This window comes from Streptomyces sp. NPDC023157 (assembly GCF_055560575.1).
On the sequence record NZ_JBVHIL010000004.1, the window covers coordinates 169,455 to 186,621 of the forward strand.

The 17,167-nt window shown below is 73.1% G+C and carries 18 protein-coding genes; 12 read left to right on the forward strand and 6 right to left on the reverse strand.

The features are described 5' to 3' along the window. Positions 1 to 58: 58 nt before the first annotated feature. Positions 59 to 1,225 (reverse strand): hypothetical protein, encoded by a 1,167-nt coding sequence (locus tag ACZ3ZE_RS15710; RefSeq protein ID WP_467259406.1) that lies wholly within the window; start codon positions 1,223 to 1,225, stop codon positions 59 to 61. A 264-nt stretch (positions 1,226 to 1,489) separates the two neighbouring features. Between ACZ3ZE_RS15710 and deoC the strand changes: the two genes are divergently transcribed. The 3 genes from deoC to ACZ3ZE_RS15725 are packed head-to-tail and all read left to right on the forward strand — an operon-like array spanning position 1,490 to position 4,777. Further along, complete coding sequence (gene deoC / locus ACZ3ZE_RS15715) at positions 1,490 to 2,449, forward strand: deoxyribose-phosphate aldolase (RefSeq protein ID WP_329423373.1); 960 nt, start codon at positions 1,490 to 1,492, stop codon at positions 2,447 to 2,449. 5 nt (positions 2,450 to 2,454) lie between these two features. Continuing rightward, positions 2,455 to 3,891 carry an aldehyde dehydrogenase family protein gene (locus ACZ3ZE_RS15720; RefSeq protein WP_361625456.1) on the forward strand — a complete coding sequence of 479 codons (1,437 nt, stop codon included), beginning with the start codon at positions 2,455 to 2,457 and terminating at the stop codon, positions 3,889 to 3,891. Continuing rightward, positions 3,884 to 4,777 (forward strand): aldehyde dehydrogenase family protein, encoded by an 894-nt coding sequence (locus ACZ3ZE_RS15725; RefSeq protein WP_361175821.1) that lies wholly within the window; start codon positions 3,884 to 3,886, stop codon positions 4,775 to 4,777. Before ACZ3ZE_RS15720 ends, ACZ3ZE_RS15725 begins: the two co-directional genes overlap by 8 nt. 150 nt (positions 4,778 to 4,927) lie before the next feature. Here ACZ3ZE_RS15725 and ACZ3ZE_RS15730 read toward each other — a convergent pair whose 3' ends face one another. Continuing rightward, positions 4,928 to 5,329 carry a hypothetical protein gene (locus ACZ3ZE_RS15730; protein WP_361175818.1) on the reverse strand — a complete coding sequence of 134 codons (402 nt, stop codon included), beginning with the start codon at positions 5,327 to 5,329 and terminating at the stop codon, positions 4,928 to 4,930. Between the two features lie 52 nt (positions 5,330 to 5,381). Here ACZ3ZE_RS15730 and ACZ3ZE_RS15735 point away from each other — a divergent pair, with 52 nt between their 5' ends. Beyond that, positions 5,382 to 6,077, forward strand: coding sequence for a uridine kinase family protein (locus tag ACZ3ZE_RS15735; RefSeq protein ID WP_361175815.1), 696 nt, complete (start codon positions 5,382 to 5,384; stop codon positions 6,075 to 6,077). A 198-nt stretch (positions 6,078 to 6,275) separates the two neighbouring features. Here the strand turns inward: ACZ3ZE_RS15735 and ACZ3ZE_RS15740 are convergent, their stop codons facing one another. Beyond that, positions 6,276 to 6,998 (reverse strand): SigE family RNA polymerase sigma factor, encoded by a 723-nt coding sequence (locus ACZ3ZE_RS15740; RefSeq protein WP_361175812.1) that lies wholly within the window; start codon positions 6,996 to 6,998, stop codon positions 6,276 to 6,278. A 169-nt stretch (positions 6,999 to 7,167) separates the two neighbouring features. Between ACZ3ZE_RS15740 and afsQ1 the strand changes: the two genes are divergently transcribed. From afsQ1 to ACZ3ZE_RS15765, 5 genes are all read left to right on the forward strand, one after another. After that, entirely contained in the window at positions 7,168 to 7,845 is a 678-nt protein-coding gene (afsQ1, locus tag ACZ3ZE_RS15745; RefSeq protein WP_205628185.1) for a response regulator transcription factor, read from the forward strand. Beyond that, on the forward strand, positions 7,842 to 9,455 hold the full coding sequence (locus ACZ3ZE_RS15750; RefSeq protein WP_467259408.1) for an ATP-binding protein: 1,614 nt from the start codon (positions 7,842 to 7,844) through the stop codon (positions 9,453 to 9,455). Before afsQ1 ends, ACZ3ZE_RS15750 begins: the two co-directional genes overlap by 4 nt. Continuing rightward, on the forward strand, positions 9,452 to 10,078 hold the full coding sequence (locus tag ACZ3ZE_RS15755; protein ID WP_442305013.1) for a hypothetical protein: 627 nt from the start codon (positions 9,452 to 9,454) through the stop codon (positions 10,076 to 10,078). The genes ACZ3ZE_RS15750 and ACZ3ZE_RS15755 overlap by 4 nt, the downstream gene beginning before the upstream one ends. 237 nt (positions 10,079 to 10,315) lie before the next feature. Further along, complete coding sequence (locus ACZ3ZE_RS15760; protein WP_361175806.1) at positions 10,316 to 10,831, forward strand: VanZ family protein; 516 nt, start codon at positions 10,316 to 10,318, stop codon at positions 10,829 to 10,831. A 91-nt stretch (positions 10,832 to 10,922) separates the two neighbouring features. After that, positions 10,923 to 11,123: a PspC domain-containing protein gene (locus ACZ3ZE_RS15765; protein ID WP_361175803.1), complete on the forward strand. Its 201-nt coding sequence runs from the start codon at positions 10,923 to 10,925 to the stop codon at positions 11,121 to 11,123. 162 nt (positions 11,124 to 11,285) lie between these two features. Here the strand turns inward: ACZ3ZE_RS15765 and ACZ3ZE_RS15770 are convergent, their stop codons facing one another. Next, positions 11,286 to 11,720 (reverse strand): hypothetical protein, encoded by a 435-nt coding sequence (locus ACZ3ZE_RS15770; protein WP_467259411.1) that lies wholly within the window; start codon positions 11,718 to 11,720, stop codon positions 11,286 to 11,288. Between the two features lie 141 nt (positions 11,721 to 11,861). After that, on the reverse strand, positions 11,862 to 13,016 hold the full coding sequence (locus ACZ3ZE_RS15775; protein WP_361175797.1) for an adenosine deaminase: 1,155 nt from the start codon (positions 13,014 to 13,016) through the stop codon (positions 11,862 to 11,864). Positions 13,017 to 13,121: 105 nt separating this feature from the next. On the opposite strand from ACZ3ZE_RS15775, the gene ACZ3ZE_RS15780 reads away from it, so the two are divergent. Together ACZ3ZE_RS15780 and ACZ3ZE_RS15785 are read left to right on the forward strand one after the other, a co-directional pair. Beyond that, positions 13,122 to 13,931 carry a GNAT family N-acetyltransferase gene (locus tag ACZ3ZE_RS15780; protein WP_467259414.1) on the forward strand — a complete coding sequence of 270 codons (810 nt, stop codon included), beginning with the start codon at positions 13,122 to 13,124 and terminating at the stop codon, positions 13,929 to 13,931. A gap of 194 nt (positions 13,932 to 14,125) precedes the next feature. Next, on the forward strand, positions 14,126 to 14,803 hold the full coding sequence (locus tag ACZ3ZE_RS15785; RefSeq protein ID WP_442305035.1) for an alpha/beta hydrolase: 678 nt from the start codon (positions 14,126 to 14,128) through the stop codon (positions 14,801 to 14,803). A gap of 62 nt (positions 14,804 to 14,865) precedes the next feature. Here the strand turns inward: ACZ3ZE_RS15785 and ACZ3ZE_RS15790 are convergent, their stop codons facing one another. Beyond that, on the reverse strand, positions 14,866 to 15,819 hold the full coding sequence (locus ACZ3ZE_RS15790) for a LysR family transcriptional regulator (RefSeq protein ID WP_363290972.1): 954 nt from the start codon (positions 15,817 to 15,819) through the stop codon (positions 14,866 to 14,868). Positions 15,820 to 15,881: 62 nt separating this feature from the next. On the opposite strand from ACZ3ZE_RS15790, the gene ACZ3ZE_RS15795 reads away from it, so the two are divergent. Next, positions 15,882 to 17,153 (forward strand): MFS transporter, encoded by a 1,272-nt coding sequence (locus ACZ3ZE_RS15795; RefSeq protein WP_467259417.1) that lies wholly within the window; start codon positions 15,882 to 15,884, stop codon positions 17,151 to 17,153. Positions 17,154 to 17,167: the final 14 nt, after the last annotated feature.

Here is a 17,167-nt window from a genome sequence, read left to right on the forward strand (position 1 = left end):
GTGTCACGGGTGGGGCGTGGGAGGTGGAGGTGTGGGAGGTGGAGGTACGGGGCCGGTGTCAGCCGCGGGTGGCGGCGCGGCGGCGCCGGGCGGTGAACCCGAGGCCGGCGACGACCACGGCGGCTCCGGCGCCGGAGGCGAGCAGCGCGGTGTCGTTGCCCTGCTCGACGGTGCCGAACTCGGCCCCGGCGGCGACGCCGCCCTTGGGCACGACGGAGGTCTGACCGCCCTGGGTGCCGGCGCCCGTGCCGGTGGTGGGCGCGGGGGTGGCGGGCTTCTTGCCGCAGTCCTTCGGCAGCTTCGGGAAGTCGTTCCACTGGTACGGCGCGGTGTCCCCGCCGTTGGTGTGCTGCCCGAAGCGCGGGGCGCGGGTGCCGGGCCGCTCGATCTTCATGCCGAGTCCGGTCGGGCCGGGGTGGGCGCGGTCGACCGTCTCCAGGACCTTGCCCTTCTCGTCCTTGAGGACGGCCTTCGGGCCCTTCTTCAGGTCGTGGGTGAGGGCGACGGTCCAGCCGCCGCCGTAGACCGAGGCGATGACCTCGGTGACGGTGCACGGGGCGACGGTGGTGGGGCCGCTGATGATCCGGGCCGGCGGGCGGGGCTTCTCCGGGGACGGGGTGGGCTTCGGAGTGTTCCTGCCGAGGAAGACCGGGGCGGCCTGCCGGGCCGAGCCGGGGAGGTACGCGGCGAACTCGCCGCCGCCGGACCCCAGGACGACGACGGCCTTCCCGTACGTCCACACCGTGCGCACCGGGTCGTGGGTGTAGGTGAAGCCGCGGCCCTTGCCGTTCTCGACCAGCTGGAGGCCGAGGCGGCCGTCCTTCGGGTTCTTGCCGAGCTCCAGGACGGTGCCGTCGGCCAGCCGGTACAGGCCCAGCGGGGTGTCGTGGGCGTTGTTGCCCGCCCACGAGACCGTGCGGCCGTCCTCGAAGAGGACGAGGAAGGCTCCGTTGTTGTTGCTCGCCGCGGGGCGCCCGTTGGCGTCGATGGCGCCGACCGACTGCCCGTTCACGAAGGCCTCGGCGCGGTAGGACGCCGGGCCGAGCCGGTAGACCTTGACGACGGTGCCGTCGGCGAGGGTCTCGGTCCGGACGAGGGTGCCGTCGTTCGCCGCCGTGGCCGACGGGCCGTCCGCCGCGAAGGCGCTCGCGGTGGCGACGGCCGGGGTGATCGCCAGGCCCGTGAGGAGGGCGGTGGCGACGGCGGTGCGGAGGGCGGTGCGCATAACGACTCCCGTGAAGTCAGAAAGGTCGGGTGGGAAGAGCCGCATGCCGCTGACATCTCGTTCGGTCGGGGCCGGTGAGTTCTGGCTGGCTGCGGAAGCAACGTTATGGATCTCGGGTGAGGGACCTGTCCGCTCCGTGTCACAGGCATGTGACAGACCTCACCCGCCCCACCGCTCCCCCGCACCCACCTGCGCTTTCACCCGCTCGTCCGAGCGGCCCCCTGTACAGGCCGCTACGCGCGTAGATATGCTCGACTGGTGACCATGCCCACCACTGCAACCGCAGCACACGCTTTCGCCGACGTGACCGCGTCCGACAGCACGCTGCGCCGTTTCCTCCACGGGCTGCCCGGCGTCGACGCCGTCGGCCTGGAGGCGCGCGCCGCGTCCCTCGGTACCCGCTCGATCAAGACCACGGCCAAGGCCTACGCCATCGACCTGGCCATCTCCATGATCGACCTGACGACGCTCGAAGGCGCGGACACCCCGGGCAAGGTCCGGGCGCTCGCCGCCAAGGCCGTCAACCCCGATCCGACCGACCGCACCACCCCGACGACCGCCGCCGTCTGCGTCTACCCCGACATGGTGGCCACCGCCAAGGCCGCCGTCGCGGGCTCCGGCGTCAAGGTCGCCTCGGTCGCCACCGCCTTCCCGGCCGGGCGCGCCGCGCTGCCGGTGAAGCTGGCCGACACGGCCGACGCCATCGCCGCGGGCGCCGACGAGATCGACATGGTCATCGACCGTGGCGCCTTCCTCGCCGGCCACTACCTGAAGGTCTACGAGCAGATCGCCGCGATCAAGGCGGAGTGCGGCGACCGCGCCCGCCTGAAGGTGATCTTCGAGACGGGCGAGCTGTCCACGTACGACAACATCCGCCGCGCCTCCTGGCTCGGCATGATGGCCGGCGCGGACTTCATCAAGACCTCGACCGGCAAGGTCGCGGTCAACGCCACCCCCGCCAACACGCTCCTGATGCTGGAGGCCGTGCGCGACTTCCGCGCCCAGACCGGCGTCCAGATCGGCGTGAAGCCCGCGGGCGGCATCCGTAACACCAAGGAAGCCATCAAGTTCCTGGTCCTGGTCAACGAGACCGTCGGCGAGGACTGGCTGGACAACCACTGGTTCCGCTTCGGTGCCTCCAGCCTGCTGAACGACCTGCTGATGCAGCGTCAGAAGCTGGCGACCGGCCGCTACTCCGGCCCCGATTACGTGACGGTGGACTGATCAACATGGCATCTGCATTCGAGTACGCGCCGGCGCCCGAGTCCCGGTCCGTCGTCGACATCGCACCCTCCTACGGCCTGTTCATCGACGGCGAGTTCGTCGAGGCGGCCGACGGCAAGGTCTTCAAGACCATCTCCCCGTCGACCGAGGAGGTCCTGTCCGAGGTCGCCCAGGCGGGCACCGAGGACGTGGACCGCGCGGTGAAGGCGGCGCGGAAGGCCTTCGAGAAGTGGTCGGCACTGCCCGGCTCCGAGCGCGCCAAGTACCTCTTCCGGATCGCCCGGATCATCCAGGAGCGCAGCCGCGAGCTGGCCGTCCTGGAGACCCTGGACAACGGCAAGCCGATCAAGGAGACCCGCGACGCGGACCTCCCGCTGGTCGCCGCGCACTTCTTCTACTACGCGGGCTGGGCCGACAAGCTGGACCACGCCGGCTACGGCGCGGACCCGCGCCCGCTGGGCGTGGCCGGCCAGGTCATCCCGTGGAACTTCCCGCTGCTCATGCTGGCGTGGAAGATCGCCCCGGCCCTCGCGACCGGCAACACGGTCGTCCTGAAGCCGGCCGAGACGACCCCGCTGTCCGCCCTGTTCTTCGCGGACATCTGCCGTCAGGCGGGCCTGCCCAAGGGCGTCGTCAACATCCTTCCCGGGTACGGCGACACGGGCGCGGCCCTGGTCGAGCACCCGGACGTGAACAAGGTCGCCTTCACCGGTTCGACCGCGGTCGGCCGGGCCATCGCCAAGTCGGTGGCGGGCACGGACAAGAAGCTCACCCTGGAGCTGGGCGGCAAGGGCGCCAACATCGTCTTCGACGACGCCCCCATCGACCAGGCCGTCGAGGGCATCGTCAACGGCATCTTCTTCAACCAGGGCCAGGTCTGCTGCGCGGGCTCCCGCCTGCTGGTCCAGGAGTCGGTCCACGACGAGGTGCTGGACTCGCTGAAGCGGCGCCTGAGCACCCTGCGCCTGGGCGACCCGCTCGACAAGAACACCGACATCGGCGCGATCAACTCCGAGGAGCAGCTGGCCCGGATCACCTCGCTCGTCGAGCGGGGCGAGGCGGAGGGCGCGGAGCGCTGGTCCGCCGCCTGCGAGCTCCCGTCGGCCGGCTACTGGTTCGCCCCGACGCTCTTCACGGGCGTCACGCAGGCGCACACCGTGGCCCGCGACGAGATCTTCGGCCCGGTCCTGTCGGTGCTGACCTTCCGTACGCCCGACGAGGCCGTCGCCAAGGCCAACAACAGCCAGTACGGCCTGTCGGCGGGCATCTGGACGGAGAAGGGCTCGCGGATCCTCGCGGTCGCCAACAAGCTCCGCGCCGGGGTCGTCTGGGCCAACACGTTCAACAAGTTCGACCCGACCTCGCCCTTCGGCGGCTACAAGGAGTCGGGCTTCGGCCGCGAGGGCGGCCGTCACGGTCTGGAGGCCTACCTCGATGTCTGAGCAGCAGACGCGGCTGAACGTCTTCAAGACCTACAAGCTGTACGTCGGGGGCAAGTTCCCCCGTTCCGAGAGCGGCCGGGTGTACGAGGTGACGGACTCCAAGGGCAACTGGGTGGCCAACGCGCCGCTCTCCTCCCGCAAGGACGCCCGTGACGCGGTCGTCGCCGCGCGCAAGGCCTTCGGCGGCTGGGCGGGCGCGACGGCCTACAACCGGGGCCAGATCCTCTACCGCGTGGCCGAGATGCTGGAGGGCCGCCGGGACCAGTTCGTGCGCGAGGTCGGCGAGGCCGAGGGCCTGTCGAAGTCGAAGGCGGCGGCGGTCGTGGACGCGGCGATTGACCGCTGGGTCTGGTACGCGGGCTGGACCGACAAGATCGCCCAGGTCGTGGGCGGCGCCAACCCGGTGGCGGGCCCGTACTTCAACCTGTCGACCCCGGAGCCGACCGGTGTCGTCACCGTGATCGCCCCGCAGGAGTCGTCCTTCCTCGGCCTGGTCTCGGTGATCGCCCCGGTCATCGCGACCGGCAACACGGCGGTCGTCGTCACCAGCGAGAAGGCCCCGCTCCCGGCACTGTCCCTGGGCGAGGTGCTGGCCACCTCCGACCTGCCGGGCGGCGTGGTCAACCTGCTCTCCGGCAAGGCCGCCGAGATGGGCCCGCACCTGGCGGCCCACCAGGACGTCAACGCGATCGACCTGACCGGCGCGGACGCCGGCCTGGCGCGCGAGCTGGAGATCGCGGCGGCGGACAACCTGAAGCGCGTCCTGCGCCCGCGCACCGAGGACTTCACCGCGTCCCCGGGCACGGACCGCATGACCGCGTTCCTGGAGACGAAGACGGTCTGGCACCCGACGGGTTCGCTGGGCGCGAGCGGCTCCTCGTACTGACGGCGGCCCGCACCGCGCGCGACGGCCCCCGGGGACACCCCGGGGGCCGTCGCCGTACCGGCGTCCCGTACGAGAGGTCCCGCCGGGCCGGCCCCGGCGCGGCCCCCGAGGCCGCGCCCGAGGCGCCCGTCGCGGCCGTCGCCGCCGGCGCTACGGAAGCAGCCCCTGGGTCAGCGGCCCCGCGACCGGAAGGTCGGCCAGCGCCCCGCCCTTCGTGACGTGGTCGGTGACCAGGTTGGTGCCGACCGGCTTGAAGTCGGCGATCTGGGTGCCGAGTCCGTTGTCGAGCGGGTCGACGCCGGTGTTGGCGAGCGGGTCGAGCTGGAGCCGGGTCAGCGGGGCGACGCCCTGGCCGACGCCCTCGACGGCGCCCGCGCCGGCGGCGGCGGCGTCCGTCCGGGTCAGCGAGTCGACCGGGAGCGGCAGCGGGGCGGCGGCCTGAGCCCCCGCGGCGCCCGCGCCGAGCACCGCCGCACCGGCCGCGGTGACGGTGAGTCCGGCCCTCAACAGGGCGCCGCGGCGGGTGGTCCGGGTTTGTGCGTGCCGTGCCATGAAGATCCTTCCGTAAAGTGAGCGAGCGGGCACAGACAGTAGTGGAGGTGTGATGCTCGATACCAACGGGCCGCCTCGGTGGTCCCCTTTACGGGGTAATGGTTCACACTGGTGTCCCGTGAGTTCCCAACCGATCCCGACCCGTGTCGTCCTGCTCGCGGGCCCCTCAGGTTCCGGCAAGTCGTCCCTCGCCGCCGTCACCGGACTGCCGGTGCTGCGCCTCGACGACTTCTACAAGGAGGCCGACGACCCCACGCTGCCGCTGGTCGAGGGCAGCGCGGACATCGACTGGGACTCCCCGCTCTCCTGGGACGGGGACGCGGCGGTCGCCGCGATCGTCGAGCTCTGCCGCAGCGGCCGGACCGCCGTCCCCGTGTACGACATCGCCACCAGCTCGCGCGTGGACCACGAGACGCTCGACATCGAGCGGACCCCGCTGTTCGTCGCGGAGGGCATCTTCGCCGCCGACATCGTGGAGCGCTGCCGCGAGCTCGGCGTCCTCGCCGACGCGCTCTGCCTGCGCGGCCGCCCGTCGACGACCTTCCGCCGCCGGCTGCTCCGCGACCTGAAGGAGGGCCGCAAGTCGGTGCCCTTCCTGCTGCGCCGCGGCTGGCGCCTGATGCGCGCCGAGCGCTCCATCGTCGCCCGCCAGACCGCCCTGGGCGCCCACCCCTGCGCCAAGGACGAGGCCCTGGGCCGCCTGGCCGCCGCCGCGGCCGGCCGCTGCCGCACCCCCGCGACCCGCTGACCCGGCCGACCGGCCGATCCGGTCGCCCGCGCGCCGAACGCCCGCCGAACGCGCCGAGGGCCGGACAGGATCCCCCGATCCTGTCCGGCCCTCGCCGTTCTCCCCCGTACCCGGTCGCCCGGTTACCCCGTTACCCCCGTACGGTCCCCCGTTTTCCCCCGTGGTCCCCCGTTTCCCCCGTGGTCCCCCGTACCGCCTTCAGGCGACAAGCTGCCCGAAGGACTCCTCCTCGTCACGGCCGAAGCTCAGCACCTCGTCCTCGCGCAGCCTCCGCAGCGAGCGCCAGATGCTCGACTTCACCGTGCCGACACTGATGTCCAGGATCTCCGCGATCTCCGGATCCGTACGGCCCTCGTAGTAGCGCAGCACCAGCATCGTGCGCTGGAGCTCGGGCAGCCGGGCCAGGGCCTGCCACAGGACCGCGCGCAGCTCGGTGCCCCGCATCGCGTCCGTCTCGCCCACCGTCTCCGGGAGCTCCTCGGTCGGGTACTCGTTGAGCTTGCGCCGGCGCCAGGCGCTGATGTGCAGGTTGGTCATGGTGCGCCGCAGGTAGCCGCCGACCGCGGCCTTGTCGCTGATCCGGTCCCAGGCGCGGTACGTGGAGAACAGCGCGCTCTGCAGCAGGTCCTCGGCCTCGAACCGGTCACCGGTCAGGTGGTAGGCGGTGGCGTACAGGGAGGCCCGGCGCTCCTGGACGTAGGCCGTGAACTCGGCCTCCGAACAACCGGAGCGCTCCCCCGTGACCTCCCCGTACACCGCTGCCCCGTCAGCCACGGCGACCATGTACGGCGCCTTGTACTGACGCCCGACGCCGCGAACGCACCCCCGTCCGTTCACCGCGCCGGACTTCTCCGTGCTCCGCGTGACGTCGTGGAGACGCGTGACAACTGCGCTTGAGGTGGTGCTGTGCAGTGCGTTCATTCCGCGCCCCCCGTCGTTCGGAGTCCGTAGGTCCTTGATGTCGAAAAGCCTGCCCGGCCCACTTCATCGCGGTGTCCCCCGACTGTCACAGGCGTGTCACAGGCGGGGGGTCGCACCGCCTCACGGCCGGACGGTCGAACTCGGACGGCCGATGGGACAGAATGAGTCCGTGCCTTTCCTGTTGCTGATCGAGGACGACGACGCCATCCGCACGGCCCTCGAACTCTCCCTGTCCCGCCAGGGCCACCGTGTGGCCACCGCGGCGACGGGAGAGGACGGCCTGAAGCTGCTGAAGGAACAGCGGCCCGACCTGGTCGTGCTGGACGTGATGCTGCCCGGTATCGACGGTTTCGAGGTGTGCCGCCGGATCCGGCGGACGGACCAGCTGCCGATCATCCTGCTCACGGCCCGCAGCGACGACATCGACGTGGTCGTGGGCCTGGAGTCCGGAGCCGACGACTACGTGGTCAAGCCCGTCCAGGGCCGGGTGCTCGACGCCCGGATCCGGGCCGTGCTGCGGCGCGGCGAGCGGGAGTCGACCGACTCGGCCAGCTTCGGCTCGCTGGTCATCGACCGCTCGGCGATGACCGTCACCAAGAACGGCGAGGACCTCCAGCTCACCCCGACCGAGCTGCGGCTGCTCCTGGAGCTGAGCCGGCGGCCCGGACAGGCCCTGTCGCGCCAGCAGTTGCTGCGGCTCGTGTGGGAACACGACTACCTGGGCGACTCGCGCCTGGTGGACGCCTGTGTGCAGCGGCTGCGCGCCAAGGTCGAGGACGTGCCGTCCTCGCCGACCCTGATCCGCACGGTGCGGGGCGTCGGTTACCGGCTGGACGTCCCTGCGTGAGCAAAGGGATCATCGCGGGGCTCCGGCTCACCAGCCTGCGGCTCCGGCTCGTCGTCGTGTTCGCCCTCGTCGCGCTCACCGCTGCCGCCGCCGCCTCCGGCATCGCGTACTGGCTGAACCGCGAGGCGGTGCTCACCCGCACCCAGAACGGGGCGCTCAACGACTTCCGGCAGGAGATGCAGAACCGGGCGGCGACGCTGCCGCCGCGGCCCACCGAGGAGGAGCTGCGGCGCACCGCCGAGCAGATGGCGAGCGGCAGCGCCGGTTACAGCGTGCTGCTCATCGGGGAGCGCGACGCGGGCAAGCCGATCGTCGGCGCCTCCGACCCGGACGCCTTCACGCTCGCTGACGTGCCGCGTCCGCTGCAGACCGCGGTGGAGACCAAGCGGCCGGTGACGGACGCCAACGACTTCCCGTACCACCTGTTCTGGCAGCGGACACAGCGCGGCTCGACGCCGTTCCTGGTCGGCGGGACGAAGATCGACGGCGGCGGGCCGACCGGCTACATGTTCAAGTCGCTCGCCGCGGAGAAGGCCGACCTCAACTCCCTGTCCTGGTCCCTCGGGATCGCCACCGGGCTCGCGGTGATCGGCTCGGTGCTGCTCGCGCAGGTCGCCGCCGCCACCGTGCTGCGGCCGGTGCAGCGGCTCGGCGAGGCCGCCCGGCAGCTCGGCGAGGGCAAGCTGGACACCCGCCTGCAGGTCTCCGGCACCGACGAACTGGCCGACCTCTCCCGTACGTTCAACGGCGCCGCCGAATCGCTGCAGAAGCGGGTCGCGGACATGAGCGCCCGGGACGAGGCGAGCCGTCGCTTCGTCGCCGACATGTCGCACGAGCTGCGTACCCCGCTGACCGCTCTGACGGCCGTCACCGAGGTCCTGGAGGACGAGCAGGACACGCTGGACCCGATGATCGCCCCGGCGGTGGCGCTGGTGGTCAGCGAGACCCGGCGGCTCAACGACCTGGTGGAGAACCTGATGGAGGTGACCCGCTTCGACGCGGGCACCGCGCGGCTCGTCCTCGACGACGTGGACATCGCCGACCAGATCACCGCCTGCATCGACGCGCGGGCCTGGCTGGACGCGGTGGACCTGGACGCCGAGCGCGGGATCGTGGCGCGCCTCGACCCGCGCCGGCTCGACGTGATCCTGGCCAACCTGATCGGCAACGCGCTCAAGCACGGCGGTTCGCCGGTGCGGGTCTCGGTGCGGACCGAGACGCCCGAGCACGGCGAGCAGGGCGGTGACGGCGGCGACGGCGGGGGCCGCGAGACCGGTGAGGACGGCGAGCGCGGCGAGCCCGGCGAGGACCTGGTCATCGCGGTGCACGACCACGGGCCCGGCATCCCCGTGGAGGTCCTGCCGCACGTCTTCGACCGCTTCTACAAGGCGAGCGCCTCCCGGCCGCGCTCCGAGGGCAGCGGCCTCGGCCTGTCGATCGCCATGGAGAACGCGCTGATCCACGGCGGTTCGATCAGCGCCGCCAACTCGACGGACGAGGAAGGCCGGGTGGACGGCGCGGTGTTCGTGCTGCGACTGCCCCGGGACGGCTCCGGGATCGCGCGCGAGCTGCAGACCCGCAGCAGCCAGGGCGAGGTGGAGGAGCGTTGAGACGTCACCGTACGGGTGCCCTGCTCGTCATGGGCGTGGCCCTTGCCGCCGGGCTCGTCTCCGGCTGCGGGATCAGGACGACCTCGGTGCCGGTGGACGCGGGCGCGGCGCCCTCGCGGGTGCCGTGCGACGTGAGCGGTGAATCGGAGGCGTCCGGCACGCAGGGCGTGCCGCTGCGCGTGTACCTGCTGTGCGGGGCACAGCTGGAGCGGGTGGACCGCCGCTCGCCGCTGCCGGAGGAGAAGGCCGTCGGCGATCCCGTCCGCACGGCTTCCGCACTGCTCGCGCAGCTGGAGGGCGAGCCGTCGGAGGACGAGCGGCAGGCCGGCTTCGCCACGGCCGTGAAGGGCCCGCTCGCGGTGACCGCCGGCCACCGGGGCGACCCGAAGGGCACACTGCGGCTGAGCCGCCAGCCGGAGGACCTGCCGCCGACGGCGTTCGCGCAGATCGTGTGCACCTTCGCGGAGAGCGCGGCGGGCGCGGGCGAGGACACGGTGGTCCTCGGCGGCCCGGGCGCGTACGAGCCGCGTCGCTACCGGTGCACGCAGGAACTGAAGGAACGCCCGGACTCGACGGTGCCGACGGCCCCGATCGGCTCACCGGGCACGCCGACGGCCTCCTGAGCGCGGCTCGTCGGTCGCGGCTTCCGGCGCGGGGCTCCCGAGCCCGGGCCGCCGATCACGGCCCCTGCCCCCGCTCCCCTGCCCCCGCTCCCCTCCCCCCGCTTCCTCATCGGCTTCCGGCGCGCCCCTGACCTCGGTCTTCGGGGCGGCGGAACCGATTCCGCCGGGGCGCGCGTCTTGGGGGGCGTGCAGCGTCAAGGTTCGGGTGATTCCGACGGTTCGGGCGGCAGTGCCGCCGTGGTCGTGCGTGCGGCGGGGTTCGCCCTTCTCGTCGCCCATCTGCTGTTCGTCGCCTGGGTGACGCTCCGCCCACGGGACGTGGCCTGGGTGACCGCGCCGAACCTGACCCCGCTGGCCGGGATCAGGGTCGATCTGGCGCTCGGCCCGGCCGAGGCGGTCCGGCGGATCGCCGGGGGGCTGCTGCTCCTGGCGCCGCTCGGGGTGCTGTTGCCGATGGCCGACGGGCGGCTCTCCGTGTCGCCGTGGGCGTCGCTGGTCCGTACGACGGCGGCGGGGGCGTTGCTGTCGACGGCGATCGAGCTGTTGCAGACGGCGGTGCCGGGGCAGGTCGTGGACGTGGACTCGGTGCTCCTGAACACCGCGGGCGTGGCCCTCGCCCATCTGCTCGTGGTCCCGGCCGGGCGGGCGCGGCTCCGCCGCAGGTCGGGGGCGCGGTCCTCCTCGGGGAGGAGACGGGGGCGTTCCCCCCAGGGGGCGACCCCGACGATTCCCAGGGTCGGGATCGCCCCGTAGACCGACGCTTTGTCCCCGGGCCGGGCACGAGGATGGAGTCACATCGGGGGCCCGACGAAGCGGCCCCCGCGAGACTCCGAAGGAGCCCACCATGGCCGCACTTGCCCGCCCCCGTGACGGACGCATGATCGGCGGAGTGTGCGCGGCGCTGGCACGGCGCTTCGGCATCTCCTCGGGGACGATGCGCCTGATCTTCCTGGTGTCGTGTCTGCTGCCCGGCCCGCAGTTCCTGCTCTACCTGGCGCTGTGGGTGCTGCTGCCGGCGGAGAAGTCGCCGAGCACCGCCTGGTAGGCGGCCCGCACACCGGCCACGTACGCCTGACATACGCGTGACACACGCCTGAGGGCGCCTCTCCCGGTCCGGGAGGGGCGCCCTCAGGCGTCGTACGGGGGGATCCGGCGGGATCCGGGGGGGCGGGGGCCCAGGGGGCCGGGGGCCCGGGGGCCCCGGGGATCAGACCGGCAGGCCCAGGCCGCCGGTGGGGAGGCCGCCGGTGAGCTGGCCGACCGGGAGGCCGCCGAGGAGGCCGGTGAGCTGGCCGGCGGGGGTGTGGGCGAGGCCGGTCTGCACGCCGTCCATGGGGACCTTGGTGGCCTGCTCGGTGACCGGCGGGAGCGCCTTGCCGGCCTGGTCGGTGATCTGCGGGAGCGTCCCGACACCCTGCTCGGCACCGACGTTGAGGGCGCCCTGGCCGGCCCCGAGGGTCTCGGCGACGCCGGAAGGGAGGTCGGTCACGTCTTCGCCGAGCGGCACGATGCTGGTGACCGTGCCGAGCGCGTCGGCGCCGAGCGGCAGCGAGGGCGCGGCGGAGGCCGTGCCGGCGGCGGCAGCGGCGAAAGCGGCACCGAGGGCGGCGACACCGAGCGTCTTGGCGGCAGACTGCTTCATCAGAAAATCTTCCTCAGGAATCTCAGTGGGGAATGCAGAGTGGCTACGCAAACTAATCAGCGAAAGCCCCGGCCGCAAACACCGAAAGGCGGCCGGGCGTGGTGGGCCCGGCCGCTCCGATGATCATCCTGGGGAAGGAGTTCAGCCCGCCCGGCGGGAAGACTCGCTGGTCGCAGCCGTCTGCTGGAACAGCCATTCGGACTTCAGCTCGGCATAGCCGGGCTTGATCACGTCGTTGATCATTGCGAGGCGTTCATCGAAAGGAATGAACGCTGATTTCATCGCATTGACCGTGAACCACTGCATGTCGTCGAGCGTGTAGCCGAACGCCTCGACAAGGAATTCGAATTCCCGGCTCATGCTGGTGCCGCTCATCAGGCGGTTGTCGGTGTTGACCGTGGCCCGGAAGTGCAGCTTGCGGAGCAGCCCGATGGGGTGCTCCTTGTACGAGTCGGCGGCGCCGGTCTGCAGGTTGGAGGTGGGGCACATCTCCAGCGGGATGCGCTTGTCCCGCACGTACGCGGCGAGCCGGCCGAGGGTGACCGAGCCGTCCTCGGCGACCTCGATGTCGTCGATGATCCGCACACCGTGGCCGAGCCGGTCGGCGCCGCACCACTGGAGGGCCTGCCAGATCGACGGCAGACCGAAGGCCTCGCCGGCGTGGATGGTGAAGTGGTTGTTCTCCCGCTTCAGGTACTCGAAGGCGTCGAGGTGCCGGGTGGGCGGGAAGCCCGCCTCGGCGCCCGCGATGTCGAAGCCGACGACCCCGGTGTCCCGGTAGCGGTTGGCGAGCTCGGCGATCTCCAGGGCGCGGGCGGCGTGCCGCATCGCGGTGAGCAGGGCGCCGACGCGGATGCGGTGGCCGTTCTCCCTGGCCTGGCGCTCGCCCTCGCGGAAGCCCTCGTTGACCGCCTCGACGACCTCTTCGAGGGTGAGACCGCCCTCCAGGTGCTGCTCGGGGGCGTACCGGACCTCGGCGTAGACGACGCCGTCCTCGGCGAGGTCGACGGCGCACTCGGCGGCGACCCGGACCAGGGCCTCGCGGGTCTGCATGACGGCGCAGGTGTGCGCGAAGGTCTCCAGGTAGCGCTCCAGGGAGCCGGAGTCGGCGGCCTCCCGGAACCAGATGCCCAGCTTGTCGGGCTCGGTCTCGGGAAGGCTCTCGTAGCCCTGGGCGCGGGCGAGTTCGATGATCGTGCCGGGGCGCAGACCACCGTCGAGGTGGTCGTGGAGAAGCACCTTCGGGGCACGGCGGATCTGGTCCGCGGCGGGAGTGCTGGGGATCTGGCTCGTCATTTTCGCACTGTAGCGCCTACGCGCGTAGAGCGCGCCCCTTCCGCACCATTCCCCCGGCCCGAATTTCCGGTGCGGACGGGCGGCCCGGCCGCCTAGCCTGGGGGTATGCCGCCCGCCCCGCCCGCACCTGCGCCCGCGCCCGGGACCCCCGCGTCCGACGCCGCCGAACTGCGCCGGATCCACGCCTTCCTGTCCTCCTTCACCCGCCGGCAGGCCGAGCGGATCGTCCCGGTGCCCGGCGGTTTCGCCGCGCTCGACGACACGTACGCGCTCTCCTACGGGAACAACTACGTCCTGATCGACGGCCCGACCGATCCCGAGGCGCTGCCCGGCCTCGCGGACGCGGCGATGGCCCCCCTGGCGCACCGGGCCGTGTACGTGCTCGACGCGGCGACCGGGGAGGCGTGCGCGGAGCCGCTGGCCCGGGCCGGGTACACCCTCACGCGCACCGTCGTGATGCGCCACACCGGCCCGCCGCCCGAGCGCGGCGGGGCCCGCGAGGTGGAGCTGCCGGCGCTGCGCGGGGCGCTCACCGAGAGCCAGCGGCGGTTCCTTCCGGACGCCCCGGACGAGGTGATCCACACCCTGGTGGAGCGGCGCGCGGCCCGTCGCCGGGGCGCCGCCGACGTGCGTTTCCTCGCCTCGCACGACGAGTTCGGCGAGCCGGCCTCCTGGGCCGACCTGTACGTGGACCCGGCCGCCGGCGTCGCCCAGATCGAGGACCTCGTCACGGCCGCGTCCCACCTGGGGCAGGGCCACGCCGGCGTCGTCCTGGACACCGCCGTGCGCATGGGCGCCGAGGCGGGCTGCACCACCACCTTCCTGATCGCGCTGGCCGACGACTGGCCGCGCCACTGGTACGAGCGGCGGGGCTTCGTCCCGGTCGGCAGCGTGCACTGCTTCGAACGGACGTGAGGGAAGCGGCCGTTCGGCCGAGGTGACGCGCCGGACGATACGTAACAGTGACCGCGCGTACGGATGGCGTACACCTCGGCTTCTGAGACTGTTCTGCCATGGCGCACTACGCACTCGTAGGGACGGCCGGCTCCCGGAGACCCCGGCTCGGGCGGCCCGCAGGAGCGACGACCCCGGTCACCGAGGCGGGCGGGGTGGTCCTGCTGCTCCCGGACGGCGAGACCTCCTCCGCACGCGGCCCCTCGCCCCTCTCCCACGCGACGGCGCTGCCGCTGGCGCGCCGGCTGGCCCGCGCGGGCCGGGCCGACGGCCTGGTCGCGCACGTGGTCCGCTACCGGGGCCGCGGCTGGAACGGCACGGACGCCCAGCTCGCCGAGGACGCCTCCTGGGCGGTCTCCGAAGCGGTACGGCGCTACGGCGACGTCCCGGTCTGCCTCCTGGGCCGCGGGATGGGCGGGCGGGCGGCCCTGCGGGCGGGCGGGCACACGGCGGTGACGGCGGTCCTGGCGCTCGCGCCCTGGCTGCCCGAGGAGGACCGGGCGGCCGAGCCGGAACCGGTGCGGCAGCTCGTCGGGCGGCGGGTGCTGATCGTGCACGGCACGAACGACGCCCGGACCGACCCCGAGCTGTCCTACCGCTTCGCCGAGCGGGCCAAGAAGTCCAACCGGGACACCTGCCGCTTCGAGGTGCACGCCGACGGGCACGCGCTGCGCCAGTACCACGACGAAGTCGGCGCCCTGGCGGCCGACTTCGTCCTCTCCACGCTCTTCGCGCACCCGCAGAGCCGGCCGCTCGCGGACGCGATGGCCGCGCCGCCGCCGCTGGGGCTGCGGATGCCGCTCGCGGCGGGCTTCGGACGCTCGCTGCGGTAGGGGCCCGGCGGACGCGGACCGGCGTACGGGGCCCCTGGCCCGTAACCTGCCGGCACCCGCCGTCACTCGGGCAGCAGCGTGCCCCGCTTGCCCAGCAGGAACTTCTTGAAGGCGGCCACCGGAGGCGTGTCCGGGTGGCCGTCGAGCCAGGCCACGCCGATCTCGCGGACCGCCCGCGGGGAGGTCACGCCCAGCTCGACGACGCCCGGGCGGGCGACGGCCGGCGGGGGCAGCAGGGCGACGCCGAGGCCCGCGGCGACCAGGCCGCGCAGGGTCTCGGCCTCCTCGCCCTCGAACGCGATCCGGGGCGTGAACCCGGCCTGGGCGCACAGGTCGTCGGTGATGCGGCGCAGCCCGTACCCGGGTTCCAGGGTCACGAAGGTCTCGTCGGCGGCCTCGGCGAGGCGGATGCGCTTGCGGCCCGCGAGGCGGTGGTCGTCGGGGACGACGAGCCGCAGCCGCTGTTCGTCGAGGCGGCGGCCGACCAGGTCGGGCGCGTCCGGCACGGGCGAGGTCAGGCAGAGGTCCAGCTCGCCGGCGCGGAGCCGTTCGATCATCGCCTCGCCGTAGTTCTGCACCAGGGTGAAGCGGACCCGGGGGTGGTCGACCCGGAAGGCGCGGATGAGCCCGGGCACGGTCTCGGAGCCCATGGTGTGCAGGAAGCCGAAGGCGACCCGCCCCGCGGTGGGGTCGGCGTCGGCCCGTACCGAGTCGGCGGCCTTCTCGACCTCGGCGAGCGCCCGCTCGGCGGAGGCGAGGAAGCGGCGGCCGGCCGGGGTGAGCGCCACCGTGCGCCCGCGGCGGGCGAAGAGGGCGACGCCGAGGTCCTCTTCGAGCCGGACCACGGCCCGCGAGAGCGTCGACTGGGGTACGCCCATCTCGGCGGCGGCCCGGGTCACGTGCTCGTGCCGGGCGACGGCCGCGAAGTACGCGAGCCGCGGCGCGAGCAGCAGTCCCATGTCTTCTTCGTTACTGTTCGGTGACAGCCGAGGCTGTGACCTGTACTCATGCAGCATGGGAACGATTACAGCAGTTCCGTGCATTGGACGCATGAACCCGGCCGCCCTACGTTCGAGGCATGCCTTCCGCCAGTACCAAGGCGGCCGCCACCAGCCCGGCCGCCGACACCCGCCTCTCCCCCGGTGCCCCCGGCTACCGCCGGATGAGCCTCGCGCTGTTCGCCGCGGGAGTGGCCACCTTCGCCCTCCTCTACTCCACCCAGGCCCTCCTCCCCGCCGTCTCGGCCGAGTTCGGCGCCAGTGCGTCGGCCGCCTCCTGGACGGTCTCCGCCGCGACCGGCGCGCTCGCCCTGTGCGTCCTCCCCCTCAGCGCCCTGTCCGAGCGCTTCGGGCGGCGCTCGATGATGACGGCCTCGCTCGCGGTCGCCGTCGCCGTCGGACTCCTCGTCCCGCTCGCCCCCAGCCTGGAGAGCCTGGTCGTGCTGCGCGCGGTGCAGGGCGCGGCGCTGGCCGGCGTGCCGGCCTCGGCGATGGCCTTCCTCGCCGAGGAGGTGCGGCCGAGGGCGCTGATCGCCGCGATCGGCCTGTTCGTGGCGGGCAACTCCATCGGCGGCATGAGCGGGCGGATCGTCACCGGCTGGGTCGCCCAGCTGTGGGGCTGGCGGGCGGGCCTGGCGGCCGTCGGCCTGATGGCCATGGTCTGCGCGATCGCCTTCCGGGCGCTGCTGCCCAAGGCCCGGCACTTCACGCCCGGTTCGCTGAACCCGAAGGCGCTCGGCCGGACCGTCCGGGGACACCTCGCGGACCCGCTGCTGATGCGGCTCTACGTGATCGGCGCGCTGTTCATGACGGTGTTCGGCGCGGTGTACACGGTGATCGGCTACCGGCTGGTCGAGGCGCCGTTCTCGCTCCCGCAGGGCGTGATCGGCTCGATCTTCCTGGTCTACCTGGTCGGCACGGTCTCCTCGGCCGCCGCGGGCCGGCTGGTCGGCCGGATGGGCCGCCGCGGGGCGCTGTACCTGGCCGTCTCCACGACGGCGGCGGGCCTGCTGCTCTCGCTCGCCGACTCACTGCCCGCCGTCCTCGCGGGCCTGGTGCTGATCACGGCCGGCTTCTTCGCCGGGCACGCGGTCGCCTCCTCCTCGGTGAGCCGCACGGCCACGACGGGCCGCGCGCAGGCCTCGGCGCTCTACCAGTCCGCGTACTACCTCGGCAGCAGCGCGGGCGGCACGCTCGGCGCGATCGCCTTCCACGCGGGCGGCTGGGCCGGGACGGTCCTGATCGGTCTGGTGGCGGTGCTCGGCGTCGTGTCGGTCACCCTCTACGGCTCGCACAGCGCGCGGGCCGAGGCCCGCCGGGTCGAGGCGCGCCGACTGCGGGTCGCCTGCTGATCCGTCGTCCGCCC

Bases quoted from the DNA above. Each gene is read 5' to 3' on its own strand.
- ACZ3ZE_RS15730 (WP_361175818.1), bottom strand. From the start codon at position 5,329: ATGGCACGGCACGCACAAACCCGGACCACCCGCCGCGGCGCCCTGTTG.
- ACZ3ZE_RS15770 (WP_467259411.1), bottom strand. From the start codon at position 11,720: ATGAAGCAGTCTGCCGCCAAGACGCTCGGTGTCGCCGCCCTCGGTGCC.
- ACZ3ZE_RS15710 (WP_467259406.1), bottom strand. From the start codon at position 1,225: ATGCGCACCGCCCTCCGCACCGCCGTCGCCACCGCCCTCCTCACGGGC.
- ACZ3ZE_RS15775 (WP_361175797.1), bottom strand. From the start codon at position 13,016: ATGACGAGCCAGATCCCCAGCACTCCCGCCGCGGACCAGATCCGCCGT.
- ACZ3ZE_RS15780 (WP_467259414.1), top strand. From the start codon at position 13,122: ATGCCGCCCGCCCCGCCCGCACCTGCGCCCGCGCCCGGGACCCCCGCG.
- ACZ3ZE_RS15765 (WP_361175803.1), top strand. From the start codon at position 10,923: ATGGCCGCACTTGCCCGCCCCCGTGACGGACGCATGATCGGCGGAGTG.
- ACZ3ZE_RS15720 (WP_361625456.1), top strand. From the start codon at position 2,455: ATGGCATCTGCATTCGAGTACGCGCCGGCGCCCGAGTCCCGGTCCGTC.
- ACZ3ZE_RS15740 (WP_361175812.1), bottom strand. From the start codon at position 6,998: ATGAACGCACTGCACAGCACCACCTCAAGCGCAGTTGTCACGCGTCTC.
- ACZ3ZE_RS15795 (WP_467259417.1), top strand. From the start codon at position 15,882: ATGCCTTCCGCCAGTACCAAGGCGGCCGCCACCAGCCCGGCCGCCGAC.
- ACZ3ZE_RS15735 (WP_361175815.1), top strand. From the start codon at position 5,382: ATGCTCGATACCAACGGGCCGCCTCGGTGGTCCCCTTTACGGGGTAAT.
- ACZ3ZE_RS15725 (WP_361175821.1), top strand. From the start codon at position 3,884: ATGTCTGAGCAGCAGACGCGGCTGAACGTCTTCAAGACCTACAAGCTG.
- ACZ3ZE_RS15790 (WP_363290972.1), bottom strand. From the start codon at position 15,819: ATGCTGCATGAGTACAGGTCACAGCCTCGGCTGTCACCGAACAGTAAC.
- deoC (WP_329423373.1), top strand. From the start codon at position 1,490: ATGCCCACCACTGCAACCGCAGCACACGCTTTCGCCGACGTGACCGCG.